Genomic DNA, 17476 nt, shown 5'->3' on the forward strand with positions numbered 1-17476 from the left:
TATCTTTATGTTTAATTTATATAAAAAAACTAATAACAAACAGCTTCATCAACACCAAATAAATATATACATTTTTCTTTTACTGACTTCCCTGTTAAAGTTTCAATAACATCTGCATATAAATCTAATTGTTTTTTATATTTCTCTATTATTTGATTTATATTTTCTTCATTTACAAAATCTGTTTTATAGTCAACTAAAACTATTTGATTATCTTCTTCAAAATAAGCATCAACTATACCTCTTAACATGACACTTTCTTTATCATAGAGTTTTTTATCATCATTTTTTATTAATTCTTCATAAATATAAATATCTTTCATATTCACTTGTGCATAAATGGATTTTTCTCTATTTATAAGTTCAGCATTCAGCATCCTTTTGCCTATATTTGAAGCAAAAAATTTATATATTTTATATGGATTTACTATACTAGCCTGTTTTTCTGTTATTACACCTTTTGAAATAAATCCTTGTATTTGTGACTTTATATCATTTACACTATTTACTTTTTTTAAGTCTAAAACTTCCATAACCAAATGGACTATAGTACCTCTTTCTGCTCCATTAATCTTTTCTCTTTCTTCATCATTTTGAATGAATAGAGGTTTTTTTAGTGTTACTTTTTGTTCAAATATAGTATTTATTAACTCTTCCTCATAGTTGTTTTGTATTTTTTTTATTTCTGTAACAGATATACTAGCAGGTTTTCTTGTGCTAAACTCATATGGATATACATAATTTAATTTTCCTTCTATTTCAGTATAATAATTGCTATCAGGATTATCTACATCTATCTTTTCAAGGATTTCTTCAATACTTTCATTTTCTTCATTAGTCTTTCTTTCTATTAAGACATCATTCTTATTCCATAGTCTTCCATACCATTTTGAATTATGGTCAACATTAAAGACTGCATCTAAACCTACATCTTCCAATAAATTAGATAAGTCTTTATGTTTTAATACACAAGGCATTATCCAATCCAGAAAATTTTTACCTTTTAGTATCTCATATTGTGATATTGTATCCAGACCTTCAATTCCATTTGCCCATCGTTTTATACTATCTTGTACATTTCTAGTAGAACCTGTTATAATCAATTTTTCTTTTGCTCTTGTAAATGCAACATATAAAACTCTCATCTCTTCTGATAGATTTTCTATATTTATTTTACTTTTTAATGCTTCCTTGGCTATACTTGGAAAAGATATTCTTCTTTCATAATCCACAAACTGAGGTCCATACCCTAAATTATGATGATATAAGATACTCTTTTTAAAATCTTGAGTATTGAAGTTTTTACCCATTGCAGAACATATAACTACTGGAAATTCTAATCCTTTACTTTTATGAATACTCATTATCCTAACAACATTTGCATTTTCTCCAAGTGTCTTTGCACTTCCCATATCAGAACTAGATTTTTTTAATTTCTCTATAAAATTTACAAAGTTGAATATTCCCTTAAAACTAGTCTCTTCAAATTGTTTTGCTCTCTCAAACAATACTTTTAAATTAGCTTGTCTTTGACTTCCACCTGGCAATGCCCCAACATAAGCATAATATCCAGTCTTTGTATACAAATACCAAATAAATTCGTCAGTACTCATGTACATTGATTTTTCTTTAAAATCCCTTAATTTAACGAAAAAATCCTTGCTTTTACTTATACATTCTTTACTTGGAATAAACTCAGACTTATTTTCATTTTGAGAATCTATAAAATCATCATACTCTGATGTACTTTCTAAAACTTCATAAAAAGTCTTATCTTTATTCTGAATTCTAATATCAATCAAATCCTCTGGTGTAAATCCAAATATAGGAGATTTTAATACAGATATAAGTGGTATATCTTGTATTGGATTATCTATTATCTGAAGTAATGATAATATAGTTTTTATTTCAATGGTATCAAAATATCCCACTCCAACATCGGCATATGTTGGTATATCCATATTCATCAATTCATCTGCAAACACTGGAGCCCATGCTGATGTTGCTCTTAAAAGAATCACTATATCTCTAAACTCCACAGGTCTATATTCGTCAATTCCCTTGTCGTAGATTTTTTGGATTTTTCCTTCTTCATTAGCTCTCATTAAATCTTTAATAATCTTTCCAACCATTCTGGCCTCAAGTTGTATATTATCTAATTTTTCTTCTTCTAATTCATTGTCTTCATTATTATCACTATCATTTTTATTGTTTATAGTATCATCATCAAGTTTATTATCTTTTTGTATAAGATGTACTTCTGTTGCTCCGCCAATAATAGATGCTTCATCTGTATCCAATTTAAAATCAGCCCCTAAATTGAGCCTTTCTTTTTCTGTATATTCAATTTCTCCTATATTTTCATTCATTATATTTTCAAATATATAATTTACAGCATCTACAACTTCTTCCCTACTTCTAAAGTTTTTATAAAGCATTATTTTTCTATGAGAAGTTCCCTTTTTATCATTATAGTTATTGTATTTTTGTAAAAATAATTCTGGCTTTGCTTGTCTAAATCTATATATACTCTGCTTTACATCTCCAACCATAAACCTATTTGGTGTTTCTGTGTTAGCCACAGCTTTAAGCAACACTTCCTGTACTAGATTACTATCTTGATATTCATCTATAAATATCTCATAGAACTTCTTTCTATATCCCATTGCTATATCAGAAGGTACAATATTACCTTCTTCATCCATATTGGTTAGTATATTTAAGGCAAAATGCTCTATATCATTAAAGTCTATTATTCCTTTTTCACTTTTCTTATTACTATATTCCTCTTCAAATCTCAGTACAATATTAGATATAGGCTTGACTATATTATAAAGATATTTTATTTCTTCTTTAATAGAGTCATTATCTTTATTGAATGTAGCATTTACTATACTTTCTAAAGATTTCTTAGCCTTATCTCTCATAGCCTTTGCTTTTTCTTTTGATTCTTTTATATATGAAGGAGCATCTTTTGGTATCCTTTTTACTCCTTTTACATAGTTTTCAAAAGACATAGCTGCCATCTTTTTATATGCTTCATTCCAGGACTTATTACACGCTTCTGAAATACCTACTATTTTTTTATACTCAATAGCTAACTTTTCTGAAAAGGTTTCTAATTCTGCTATTGATTCAACTTCTTTTAATGCCTTTTCCATATTTAAACAAAGACCATTAATTTCTATTTTTACAGTATCTAATATAGCTCTAGCCCAAATAGATTGTGAAAAATCAAAGTCTTCATCAATATTAAATCTCTCTGCTGAATCAAGCAACCATTTTTTAGGTTTAGGAGAAGCCATTGCAAATGAATATATTCCTAAAATAATATCCTGTACTTCCTTGTCTCCTCCTCTTTCTGCATAACTTTCAACTAAATTTAAAAATCCCTCATTTCTTTCTTCATACAAGGTTTCAAATACATCTTCTATTGCCTCTTGTTTCAAAATAGCACATTCAGTTTGGTCTCCTATTCTGAAATTTGGGTCTAAATTTATTCTATGAAAGTTTGATTTTATAACATCCAAACAAAATGAGTGTATTGTTGTAATGCTAGATTTATTTAATAGAACCAGTTGATTTTGTAAATGTTTATTTTCTGGATTTTCATCTAGTGATTTTCCTATAGCATCACCTATTCTCTCTCTCATCTCTGATGCAGCAGCATTAGTAAATGTAACCACTAATAACTTATCTATATCGATTGGATTTTCCCTACTTGTTATCATTTGAATTATACGCTCAACTAGCACTGCTGTTTTTCCTGACCCAGCAGCTGCTGCAACCAATAAATTGCAATCTCTACTTTCTATGACTTCTAATTGCTCTTTTGTCCATTTAGGAGAACTCACTAATTAACATCTCCTTTCATCAGTTTTATTATTTCTTCATTGCTCTTATTATTTAAATTTTTATATTTATTATCTTTCATAGTTGAATCAAATTGGCATATAGCTGAATAATCACAAAAATCACATGATGTTCCATCTTTGTGTTTATATGGAGCTATACAGATTTCTCCACTTAACATATCTTCACATAAATCCTTTATAGCATGTTTTACATAATTTCTAAGTAATTTGAACTCCTCATAAGTTACTGCTGATGTGCTTTTGCCTACATTTCCATCCTTTGTAAGACCTACTGGTATTACTAAAGAGTTTTTTCTTTCTCCATCTATTAATGATTTATCCATTTCTTTTATTATATGAGAATCTTTTATTACAAGCCCCTTCATTCTAAGTTCTTTTAGTATTGCTTCTTGTATTTCTTCATCATCTTTATCTTCATTAAATTTCGCTATTGGGTTATTTATTCTACAATATAATATTGCAGCTGGATTTATATTTACATCTTCTCCTTTTACACTGTCAAGAATTGCATCTAAATACACAAGTAATTGCAACTGTAGACCATAATATATTTCTGTCAAACTTATATCTTTATTGCCCGATTTATAATCTACTATTCTTATATATTTATTTTCTCCTTCTTTAAATTCATCAACTCTGTCTATTTGCCCAATTAGATTTACTTCTTCTCCATTATCTAATACTATTTTTATAGGAGGATATTTTCCATCTCTTCCAAAATTAACTTCATAATCTATTGGCTCAAATGAACCTTGTTTTATTTGTTGACTGATTATATCTACAGCAGTTGTCAACATATTTTTTAATCTATATGCAAGATATTTATACCTTTCAGAACTATTTAATATATATCCTGGTATCTTTGAAATTATTTCATCAACTATTATACCTATCTTTAATTCTATATACTTTTCATCAATGTCTCTCCAAGATAAACTATCTTGTGAAAGCTCCTTTGAAAATCTATCTAAAATATTGTGAATGAAAGTTCCCAAATCTGGTGGTGTAAATGAATATTCTTTACGTTTTCTAGCTTTTAAACCATACTGTATAAAATAAGCAAATGGGCACTCTGCATATTTTTCAAGCCTAGATACACTAAGAGAATTACTTTTATATAACGACCTTATCTTTTTTTCTTCAATCTTATGGACTTGATTGGTATAACTAAGGCCTTTTATAACTTTCTTTGTTATCGAACTATACATTTCATCCTTTAGATAGTATCTATATATATCTAGCCAAATACTATTAATATCTTCTTTATTGTAACTATCATTATCATAATTTTTTATTACATTTATAAGTTCATTAAACGTAGGTGATTTAACAGTTATTTTTTTAAGTATATCTTCATCATTTTGCTTATCTTCTTCTACTAAATAACTTTTGTTGTCTATATTTGGAAATATCTTTTTAAGTCTTGATATAATTATTGATGGTCTAAGAGTTTTACCTTCATGGTCAGATATAGGATATGTTATGATTAAATTCTCAGATGTAGAAGTAAGAGCCTTATATACTAGAAACTGTTCCTCAAAACTTCTAGTTTTACTATCAATGTCAACTTCAATTCCTTTACTTCCAAGATTTTCTCTATCATTATCACTTAATATCCCACTATCTTTTGTAATTAGAGGAAATATACCATCAGTAGTTCCAATTAGATATAAATACTTAGTATTTGGATTTTTCATTCTATCCACACTACTTACAAGTACTTGGTCTATACTAGGAGGAACTAATCCTAATTCGTATTCATCAAAACCTAAAGTTATTAGCTTTATAAATTTTTCTAAAGAAATTATTTCGTCACCCATAAGCTCAACCATTTGGTCTAGTACATCCACTACTATATCCCAAACTTGTGAGTATTGATTGGCAACATCAAGTTCTCCTTTATCTTTAAAATTTACTATTAAACTTTCTATAGTTTCTGGCATATTTATATCCAGTAAAAATTCATATATATACTTACATATTTCTTTTACCCTATTTTTCCCTTTTAGTTTTTCTTGTAAAGTAACTATTGGCTCTAGTACTCTATTTTTTATTTCATTTATTTTATCTTTTAATTCTAGTTCAAAGTCACTTTCTTCACTAGAAAGACTCTGTGTTATTCTATAATCCCATTTTTCATCAAACCATTTCTTACCTTTTATTCCATTAGCTAGCACATAGTTTTCTAGTAAATTTATATCATTATTATCAATTCCTATAAGTCCGCTTTTTAAATATCTAAACATGGTCTCATATCCATATCGTCTATGCTTCATTTCTAAGGCTGAAATAATTAAAATAACTATCGGGTTACTTTTTGCTTCTCTCTTCTTATCTATAAAATTTGGTATATTATATTCATTAAATATAGAGTGTACTAAAAAATCATATCTATTTAAATCTCTTGTGGCTATAGTTATATCTCTATATCTAACATTCTTATCTCTAACTAAATGTACAATTTCTTTAGCTATTTCTTCTACCTCTGAATATAAATTATTAAACTCTTTTATCTTTATATTTTCAGTTGGATTTAAATATGTTTTATATGGATAAGCATTATAAAATCTTTCTAAGTGTTGTAATTCTTTGATTTCTTCAAATCTTTTTATAACACCTGTATTCAAATTTACTTGTGGAAGTATTTTTATCCCCTCTTCATTACACAATTGAGTTAACTTTGAATAAGTAAATTTAGTTCTAGAAAATACATCTGCTTTACTATATCCAATATAATTAATGTCATCTACAGTTAAAGAAATACTGACATTTTTAGCTTTATTTAATATGCTCTTTATCACATTGTACTGATTTGGTGTAAAACCTGTAAATTCATCTATATAAACACAAGCTCCATCTAAATAACTGCTTAATTCTATCCTATTTGCCAATGAAGTTAACATATCTTGAGCATCTACATAATTTTCATGTAATTTTCCTTCAAAAGAATTATATATTTTACTTATATCTTTTAATTTTAGGCTTAAAGTCTCATTATCTAATTCTCCTGATATATTTTCTAACATTTCAGGACTTATATTGTACTGTTTCATTTCCGATATCATATCTGTAATTGAACTTACAAAACCAGATTGTGACTTTGACTTTGAAAATACATTTAATTCTTCACTTACATCTTCAATCGCTCTATATACCATCATTGCTTTTCCACTAGAATTTATATTTACATCTGTTAATCCTCCTGCTTGAGAAAAAACTATATTACTTAGTGTTTTGAAACTAAGCACTCTAACTCTTAGATACTTATCTTTTTCTTTTCCTAAAAATAGTTTACTTACTCTATTTTCAGCCTCAAATGTGTATTGTTCTGGAACTAAAAGTATAATTGATGTTATTTCATTTCTTTGAGCTTCTCTTTTAATTTCATCTAGCATATAAGTAGATTTTCCACTTCCACCTCTACCTAATATAAACCTAAGTCCCATAAATTTCCGCCTCCAAAATACTATAATCTATTTCTTTATCATTGCATAATTTATTGAATTCGCAATACTTGCAATGGTTCTTATTTCTATAGCACATACGTTCTTCTTTATTATATACCTTTTCTATATCATTGTATAGATTGTCTTCGTATGTATGTTCTTCATAATTAGTATTCTTTATCATATTTATATAAGTTTGAATTTTATTTTTATTTGTTTCATGCTTTTCTTCATCATATGAAATGATGATTGGTAAATCATCAAATTCAGGTTGATAGTATTTCATATTTATATCTTTAACATTTATGTCCATTTTTAAAACTTTTGGGATTACTTCTTTTGCTAAAAACATATAAACAATTGTTTGTATTCTATTTTCTACATTTTTATAGTCAATCTTTCTAGACTCAGTTTTCCAATCCCATATCTCTATCTCATCTTTTCCAACTACAACTAAATCATACTTTGCCTGTAGTGTATCTCCTCTTAAAGTCATCCTTACTTCATACTCTGGTAGATATATTTTATCTTCTTTAATAGGGACAACTTTTTTTATATTTTCAATCCATTTTAAAAATTTTTTGCCATTTTTATCCTCATCATTAAAATAGATTCCAAGGGGTATATTACTAAAATACCTTTCGCAAATTAAATGAAAATCTCTTCCTGTTTTTAAGCTTTCATAATACTCTCTACTGCCAATATCATCATTTTTCCAATTTATTCTATCAATATATTTATATTTAAACTTCAATGGACATGATTTATATGTGTTAATTGAATTTTGACTATAAGAAAAATATTTTAATTTATCATTCACTCATATCACTTCTCTCTTAACTTTATTTTTAATAGCTATTTGCTACTATCTATTGTTTTAACTTTTTCAATCAATATTTTAAACAATATATCAATCAAACTTATTATATATTAACAGTTATTCAACCTCTTTTCACTAATATGTCGGTTCAATCTGTTTAAGTATATACTTGGTTTTTGCTCTTTTCTTTTATTCCCTATATCATTTTCATCTCTATAAGCACTTCCCGAAAGTATTAACATTTCCTTTGCTCTAGTGATTCCTACATATAAAAGCCTAATTTTTTCATTTATAGAATCAATCTTAGTTTTATGAGCATAGTCAGTTGAGATACTTCCTTTTAATATAGCCTCAATTTCTGATTTAATAATTGCCATAGGATTTTTGTATTTTTCTTTTAAATACCATTTATCACTCTGAAATTTTTGATTGATATTGTCAGGGAAATTATATTCAATAAGACCTAATAAAAACACACAATCCCACTCCATGCCCTTTGACTTATGATAGTTACATAATGTTATACTTCCAGGTTCTGGTTCATATCCATTTATTTCATATACTACATCTATTATGTGATTGAATACCTTATTTTTTACATCAAACAATAAATTATATACATCTTCTAAATCCATATGTATATTTTCTGATACTAGATACTTTATATAAAAAGATATATAATCAAGTATAGCCTTATCTTCTTTTTCTAAATTAAGTTTTTTCCCAATAAATAAAACTAATAGGTCTAACCTTATTACTGGATATTCTAATATATGTTTTATAATATCTATTCCTCTTTTGAAACTTATATATATATCACTTTCTTCATTAATTTCGATTAAATCAGTCTCTATCTTACTAAATTCAAAATTGTAGATAATTTCTTCTGTTGAATAATTTTTTATTACTTCTAAGAAAGTTTTTTTCTCTGCTCCATTATCAGTATTTATAAAAACCTTATCAAGTACATCTATTAACTTTTCTATATCATCACAATGTAGCATAAAATCAATAATAGATGCTATGTTGTTTATAATTTTCCTCTTACTCATGGAATTTGGACCTAATTCTTCAAAAGATAGATTGTATTCTCTAAGCTCTTTAGCAACTTGTGTAACTTGCTCATTAAATGGAACTAATATACCTATACTCTTATCTGGGTATTTATTTTTTATCCCTTTAACATATTTGGCAGTTTGCTCTATTTCATTTTTCCAGCTTTTATACCACTTTACATTTATATTGTAATGTTCTGGGCTAGGATTTTCTTTATAACCCATTCCATTTGGAACAGTCTTTATTTGCATATCTTCAAGAGCATGTCTACATTCTTCCTGTTTAAATTCCTTTGTAACATAATCTACAAGAGTATTTGCTAAATTAAGTATATCTTCTGAACTTCTATTTGACATATTCATCCTATAACAGAAATCTGAGTTATTTATAAATTCTTTAAAAAATCTAGGGTCTGATGATGAAAATGTACCTGTTATACTCTGATTTATATCCCCCACTCTAACTAAATTTTTGTTTTCACTAGATATAATTTTTATTATATTACCTTGAATTTCATTTGAATCTTGGCATTCATCTTCAAAAATATATTTGTACCTAACTTGAAATTTCTTTCTAAGTGCTTCATCTAATGTCAAAGTTTTTTCTGCTAAAATTAATATGTCATCATAATCTAGTAATCCATTTTGCTTCAACTTCCTATCATATAATTTATATATTGGTAAAATAATTTTAAGCATTCCTTTGTGTCCTCTTGACAATATTTCCTCAAGTTTATCTGGAGAAATCCCCTTATACTTAAGTTCACTTATTGCGTTTACTGCAAATTCAAAAAAACCTCTTTCCCAAGCCTCAAGAGTTATTTCCTTCCAATGCTCATCTTTTTGCTCCTTTAGAAACCATCTAAAAGCTCTTTCTCCTCCTTCAAATCTAAATCTATTTATACATTCATTTAATATAATATTTTTTTGTAAATCATCAGCTATATTAAAATTCTCACTTAACATTACAACTTCTGGTTTTTCCTTTATTATCTTTACAGCCAAACTATGTATGGTCATTACTTCATATGAGCCAATATCATCTATTTTGTTCTCTTCAAGAATCTTTTTTATTCTACCTTTAAAATTATTTACAGCACTGTTCATATATGTAAGAACTAATATTTTACCTCCTTTATGCTTCTGCTCAAGTAATAGCTTCGCTACTAAGTTTGTTATTATGAATGTTTTTCCTGCACCTGGTACTGCTGGTACTGCCATAGTACCAGCTTCATAATTTATTATCGGTATCTGATCTTCTCTATAATTTATATTAATCATAATTCTTATCTCCTTTATGTGAGATTTTTAAGAGTATACTATATAACATACTTTCTTGAATATATCCGTTAATAGTATACTCACTCTTATATGCATAAATTTTATTTGCATTTAGTAATAAATTATATACAGTATTGTATAGATAATATTTCTTATAATATTCTTCCATTTCATTTGTATAAACCTTTTTTTCCTCAAAAGATTTTCTAAGTACAATTAAATTACTTATATCTTTTTCTATTTTCATATTCCAAGCATTGCTTCCTATATCTACCCATATTTGTATACTTCTATCTATATTTGATGATATATATGAATAAGGAGTAGTTATTACTATTTTATCTTTGGATTTCAACTCCTCTAAATCAACAACAGAGTAATAATCGTTTATTGTAGTCTTTAAAGCTTCTATAAATATTTTTTCTTCTCTCATACCAAGTAAATTTATACTTTCACTAAAAGATTCACTTTCAGTTATTATCTTTTTACATAACCCAACGTTCTTTTTACCTGCTTTTAAACCTAGCATTTTATCTATATAGAACTGAATTAAAAATTCATGTATTTTTATATCACTTTTCTTCTTATCTTCAATATACTGTAAAATATCACAGTACTGACTATATCCATCTATATCATCAATACTTGAATTTCTTGTTTCATTTAAAAGTTTAAATGCTTTTATCCGATTTATTTCTAAAAGAGTTTCTAAAAAGCTTAAATATTCATCCTCTTTTATAAAATCTAAATACCCATAAAATATGCAAGTAGCCACTACAAGGGCATTTCCATAAGGATAATCTATTGCTTTTTTGTCTTTTTTAGTATTAAAAACATCTATGTTTTTTTCTATCAAAGAATCCCTAATTTGATACTCTAATATAGTATTATTTATAGGAGATATAATTGCTATATCTCTTGGAGATACCCCACTTTCTATAAGAGATATAATTTTATTACTTATTAAATCTAACATTTCATTGTACAGTTGGCTTGATTGATTCAATTCTACTTTTGCATTTAATAAATATAAATCCTCTATTTTAATACTCTTCTTCTTAATCTTATCTTTTTCTTGTGAGTTAATTTTTGATATTATCTTTTCATTTATATAGTCTATATCTATATTGTTAAATACAGAATAATCCTTGCTATAGTCAATATATATATAACTTTCTAATACATTGTCTAATGCTTTTGCAATAAAATCAACTTCTACATTACTTGAACTTTCAAGGCTATCCACTATTATATATCTTACTTCTTTAAATAAGTTTTTTATATAAAAATCATCAGTAAGCAGATATTGATTATATAGATATACACTTAAAGCATTATCCAAAATTGAATTTGATAGTAATGAATTTATATAATACGATATAATTTCATCCATCTGAGTGTATGAAAATCTGTATATACTGTCTCTATTTTTCTTTGATGAATATATTTTTTCTCCTATAGAATCAAAGTCAGTTAAATTGAATGCTGCTTTGTTTATATTAGTCATTATACTATTTGCTATTGATTTATTTGTTCCTGTAATATCTTCAAAGTAACCTTCTTGTATCCTTTTTTCCTTAACTTTCTGTACTATTAAATATTCACTTAAGCTGTTTGATATAAATGTTGGAGATACAGTTTTTTTATTTATTTCATTACATTTTTCTATTATAAGTGGCCAATACTTCAATAATTCTTTTTTTACAAAACCTATATATGTTGTTATTTTCAACTCTTCACTGTAATCTAAATTTAAAAATCTTTCATATCTTATTTTTGTATTATTATTTGGAACTAATAGTATAATGCTTCTTGAATTATTATAGTTTTTTTCTAATATTTCTCTGTATTTATTTAAAGGTTCATATCTATATTCTTTTAAACCACTCTTTTCAAGTAAATATTCCACATAATCACCTTCCTCAATTAAATTAAGTATATATTATCTAATTATATCATATTGTGTATTTTTCAAAATACAATCAAATTATTGCATTTAACTACAAAAAAGACTATATATACAGAGTCTTGCATTCATATATGCAACAATGTATATACAGTCTTTGATATTGATACACTTATATTTCATTTTATGGCTTTAATGTAAATTTACAATTATAAATTTATATTAAACTTTTAAATATTTTTACTTACAATTACTTTAATGACTCTTCTATTCCCTTAGCTATTTGTGTTCCCATTTCTTTTACTTTTGCTGGAGAGTTTATTAAACTCATGTCACTAGCATTATCCAAAAATGCACATTCTACAAGTACAGCTGGCACATTATTAGTTCTTAAAACATATAAATAGTCTTTTGCAGGGTTATCGTCTAGAGTTCTTATTTTTATACCTCTATTAGTAAGTTTAAATTTCTCTAAAATCCTATTTAATATATTTGTAGCTACAGTCTTAGTAGTTCCTCCATTTTTATCTTTAAGTTTATAAAATACTTCTACTCCATGACCTTTTCTATTATTATCACCATTGTAATGTATACTTGTAAATAAGTCTGGTTTAAGTGAATTAGATAAAGCAGTTCTACTTCCAAGTGATACAGTTTTATCTGCATCTCTAGTCATAATTACATTTATACCTTTTGAACGTAAATATTCAGTAGTTGCAAGTGAAGTATTTAAATTGTAATCTTTTTCAATCATTCCTCCAAATGAATTTCCAGGTGCTGAACCACCATGCCCTGGGTCAATCATAACTGTCTTAGCACTAGTATTATTTCCTGGGTCTGTTGGAGTTGTATTATGTTTAGATAGTGATGCTGCTATAGAATTCATTACCTTCGAAGTCAATCCTCCGCCTATTTTATATACCTTATTAGCTGATTTAGCTTCTAAATTAGCTTTATGGTATGCAGACACATACGTCTTTGGCGTTATAAGAATTGGCGATTTTAAGCTAGCAGCTAATGGACCTGCTGCTAAAGCATCAACAAGTTCATCTGATTTAGCTACTAACACAGCTTCTAATTCATCCTCTGTATAGAATTTCTTTATTACATTTGCATTTGTTTCATGTCTATCTGCACCAGATACTCTATTATTAGTAACATTATCCTTCGTTATGTCATTTACTTTATTGATTACATTTGTTGATATCATTTGAGGACCACCTATAAAATAAGCACTTTGTAAATCCTCACTCTCTAGCCATTGATATGTATTATTTGTAATACTATCTTTGTCAGCCACTATAATTGGTTGCTTATCTTGACCTGCTTTTGCTGCTATAGTAAGTGCATCTATTTCTCCACCATCCTTACCATTTGTTATATATACTTTATCTACATCATGATTTTTATCTATTTCTTTTGCTATCAATAGAGATGTCTCGTATCTATTAGAGCCATTTAGACGTGTTTGATTAGCATTTGCAGCCGATTTAATTTGATTAGCACTAGTTTTAGAAACGGAGTTTTCATCTCCAATTATAATTACATCTTTAGGATTTAGACGTTTTAACTCTGATTTTACACTATCTGGCACGTTATTTTTTTCAACCAAAAGTATAGGTGCATTATATGTAGTTGCTAATGGAGTTGATATAATACCATCAATACTTACATCTCCATTTATTATAATTACCTTATCTGAACCATTTTTCCAGCCTTCTTTACTTATTTTAACTGCTGTTTCATATCTATCACTTCCTGTAAGCTCTGTGATAGGTGCAGAAGTTTTTCTCAAGTATTTACTTACATCTTTTCTTGAAGTTATGTCCTCAATTATACATTCTTGTGTTACATTATAGTCTTTTAAATTTAGTCCCATCTTTTCCAGGTCTTGTTTGTTTAAAGTCTTCTGATTATTTTCACTGTTTATTGTTATACCTTGTAACTCCCAAACATTTTGATATTCTGGGTCTTTATTATAATTGATAGTCCCTTCATATACCCCAGTTGATTTATTGTAATTTATAGTCGTATCTAATGGCATATCATAACACTTATATTTTAATGTAATACTATCTGCATCTGGCTTTTCTTTAAATTTAACACTAACTTTTGATGTACTACCTAAAACTATACTTTTTTTCTCTAAATTTATACTTAAATCTGCATTATTTTCCATAGCACTAGATTCAGTGGCAAATGCCATTGTCGGTGCAACAATTGCCATTGAAAGAATTCCTGTTGTTAATAATTTTGTATTTCTTTTCATATCAATCTCCTTATTTAAAATAAATTTCTAATTTAATCTTCTTAATTTTTTAATATGTCAAAGTGTATCTTCCCAAATTATAAATAATTTATAAATAAATTATAAAAATAAAATAATAAAAAAATAAACGTATTAGATACATTTATTTATCTTCACTATATCACTTATTACAATAAAAATCCATAAAAAACAAATAATAACACAGAATACCTTAATTTTAATCGTATTTTATAGGCAAATATCACCATTTTTAATAGCTAATAATATTCTTGGTCTATATGAATGTTTTTATATTATACTTAACTACAAAAGGCTATATATACACTATTTTGCACTTATATGCAACAGTATATATATAGCCTTTCTTACTAATACAATTATATTTTATTTTGTAGACTTAGTCTAAGTTTAATACAATAATTTATTTTATATTAAGACCTTTAATTATTCTCATTTAGACTATTTTAGTGACTCTTCTATACCTTTACCAATTTGTGTACCCATTTCCTTTACCTTGCTTGATGTATTCAATAAACTCATATCTTTTTCATTATCTAAAAACGCACATTCTACAAGTACTGCTGGCATGTCATTTGTTCTTAAAACATATAAATAATCTTTTGTTGCATCAGTTGATAGTGCTCTCGTCTTAGCACCTCTGTTTTTTAGATTGAACTTTTCTAAAATTCTATTTAATATATTTGTAGCTAAAGTTTTGGTAGTTCCACCATTTTTATCTTCAAGTTTATAAAATACTTCCACACCATTTCCAGTTGTATCAGACGCATTATAGTGTATACTTGTAAATAAATCTGGTCTTAAAGAATTAGATAAAGCAGTTCTATTTCCAAGTGATAGAGTTTTATCTGTGTCTCTAGTCATAATTACATTTATACCTTTTGAACGTAAATATTCAGTAGTTGCAAGTGAAGTATTTAAAGTATAATCTTTTTCTTTAATACCTCCTAATGGTTTTCCTGTTGTTCCACTATCCGAACCGCCATGTCCTGGGTCAATCATAACTGTCTTAGCACCAGTATTATTATCTGGGTCTGTTGGAGTAGTATTATGTTTAGATAGTGATGCTGCTATAGAGTTCATTACATTGGAAGTCAATCCACCACCTATTTTATATACCTTATTAGCTGATTTAGCCTCTAAATTCTCTTTATGATATGCTGACACATACGTTTTTGGTGTTATAAGTATTGGTGATTTTAAGTTAGCTGCCAATGGACCTGCTGCTAAAGCATCAACAAGTACATCCGATTTAGCTACTAACACAGCTTCTAATTCATCCTCTGTATAGAATTTCTTTATTACATTTGCATTTGTTTCATGTCTATCTGCACCAAATACTCTATTATTAGTAACACTATCCTTCGTTATATCATTTATTTTATTGATGACATTTGTTGATATCATTTGAGGACCACCTATAAAATAAGCACTTTGTAAGTCCTCACTCTCTAACCATTTGTATGTATTATTTGTAATACTATCTTTATCAGTTAATATAATCGGTTGCTCATCTTGACCTGCTTTCGCTGCTATAGTGAGTGCATCCACTTCTCCGCCAGTAGCATTCGTTATGTACACTTTATCTACATCGTGATTTTTATCTATTTCTTTTGCTATCAATAGAGATGTCTCATATCTATTAGAGCCACTTAGACGTGTTTGACTAGCATTTACAGCTGTTTTTATCTGATTAGCACTAGTTTTAGAAATGGAGTTTTCATCTCCAATTATAATTACATCTTTAGGATTTAGACGTTTTAATTCTGATTTTACACTATCTGGCACATTATTTTTTTCAACCAAAAGTATAGGTGCATTATACGTAGTCGCTAATGGAGTTGATATAATCCCATCAATACTTACATCTCCACTTATTATAATTACCTTATCTGAACCATTTTTCCAGCCTTCTTTACTTATTTTAACTGCTGTTTCATATCTATCACTTCCTGTAAGTTCTGTGATAGGTGCAGAAGTTTTTCTCAAGTATTTACTTACATCTTTTCTCGAAGTTATGTCTTCAATTATACATTCTTGTGTTACATTATAGTCTTTTAAATTTAGTCCCATCTTTTCCAGGTCTTGTTTGTTTAAAGTCTTCGGATTATTTTCACTGTTTATTATTATACCTTGTAATTCCCAAACATTTTGATATTCTGGGTCTTTATTATAATTGATAGTCCCTTCATATGCTCCAGTTGATTTATTGTAATTTATAGTCGTATCTAATGGCATGTCATAACATTTATATTTTAATGTAATACTGTCTGCATCTGGCTTTTCTTTAAATTTAACACTAACTTTTGATGTACTACCTAAAACTATACTTTTTTTCTCTAAGCTTATATTTAAATCTGCATTATTTTCCATAGCACTAGATTCAGTGGCAAATGCCATTGTCGGTGCAACAATTGCCATTGAAAGAATTCCTGTTGTTAATAACTTCGCATTTCTTCTCATATTAATTTATTAATCTCCTTACTTAATATAAATTTCTATTTTGTTTTATAGATTTAAATTTAAAAAATATATCAAAGTGTATCTACCCAAAATTATAAATAATTATATAAAAAATAAACTTATAAAACACAAAAAATAAAAAAATTAAATATATCTAATATATTTAATTATATCCACTATATCATTTATTGCCAAAAAAATCTATAAAAGACAAATAAAAACATATAATAATTGTAGTTTTATTAAATTTTATACAACAAAAAAAGATTACGTGGCTACGTCCTACTCTCCCAGGCAGTTTCCCACCAAGTACCATCAGCGCTAGAGAGCTTAACTTCTGTGT

Annotated in this window: 7 protein-coding genes; all 7 read right to left on the reverse strand. The window is 27.2% G+C overall.

The genetic code is table 11. From position 1 onward, the window contains the following. Nucleotides 1–29: 29 nt before the first annotated feature. The 7 genes from addA to KGF38_RS06760 all read right to left on the reverse strand — a co-directional run bounded on the left by addA (nt 30) and on the right by KGF38_RS06760 (nt 17133). On the reverse strand, nt 30–3854 hold the full coding sequence (gene addA, locus KGF38_RS06730; RefSeq protein WP_074179579.1) for a helicase-exonuclease AddAB subunit AddA: 3825 nt from the start codon (nt 3852–3854) through the stop codon (nt 30–32). Next, the gene (addB, locus tag KGF38_RS06735; RefSeq protein WP_074179578.1) at nt 3854–7321 is read right to left on the reverse strand and encodes a helicase-exonuclease AddAB subunit AddB; all 3468 of its coding nucleotides are present in this window, start codon (nt 7319–7321) and stop codon (nt 3854–3856) included. The genes addA and addB overlap by 1 nt, the downstream gene beginning before the upstream one ends. Next, complete coding sequence (locus tag KGF38_RS20565) at nt 7311–8141, reverse strand: PD-(D/E)XK nuclease family protein (protein WP_074179577.1); 831 nt, start codon at nt 8139–8141, stop codon at nt 7311–7313. The genes addB and KGF38_RS20565 overlap by 11 nt, the downstream gene beginning before the upstream one ends. Before the next feature lie 110 nt (nt 8142–8251). Beyond that, nucleotides 8252–10477: an ATP-dependent helicase gene (locus tag KGF38_RS06745; RefSeq protein WP_074179576.1), complete on the reverse strand. Its 2226-nt coding sequence runs from the start codon at nt 10475–10477 to the stop codon at nt 8252–8254. After that, nucleotides 10470–12386, reverse strand: a complete 1917-nt coding sequence (locus tag KGF38_RS06750; protein WP_074179575.1) for a hypothetical protein — start codon at nt 12384–12386, stop codon at nt 10470–10472. The genes KGF38_RS06745 and KGF38_RS06750 overlap by 8 nt, the downstream gene beginning before the upstream one ends. Before the next feature lie 247 nt (nt 12387–12633). After that, nucleotides 12634–14652: an N-acetylmuramoyl-L-alanine amidase gene (locus tag KGF38_RS06755; protein ID WP_074179574.1), complete on the reverse strand. Its 2019-nt coding sequence runs from the start codon at nt 14650–14652 to the stop codon at nt 12634–12636. Nucleotides 14653–15111: 459 nt separating this feature from the next. Then, the gene (locus KGF38_RS06760; RefSeq protein WP_074179573.1) at nt 15112–17133 is read right to left on the reverse strand and encodes an N-acetylmuramoyl-L-alanine amidase; all 2022 of its coding nucleotides are present in this window, start codon (nt 17131–17133) and stop codon (nt 15112–15114) included. Between the last annotated feature and the right edge of the window lie 343 nt (nt 17134–17476).

The sequence above is a fragment of the Clostridioides sp. ZZV14-6387 genome, from assembly GCF_020657835.1.
GTDB lineage: Bacteria > Bacillota > Clostridia > Peptostreptococcales > Peptostreptococcaceae > Clostridioides > Clostridioides difficile_A.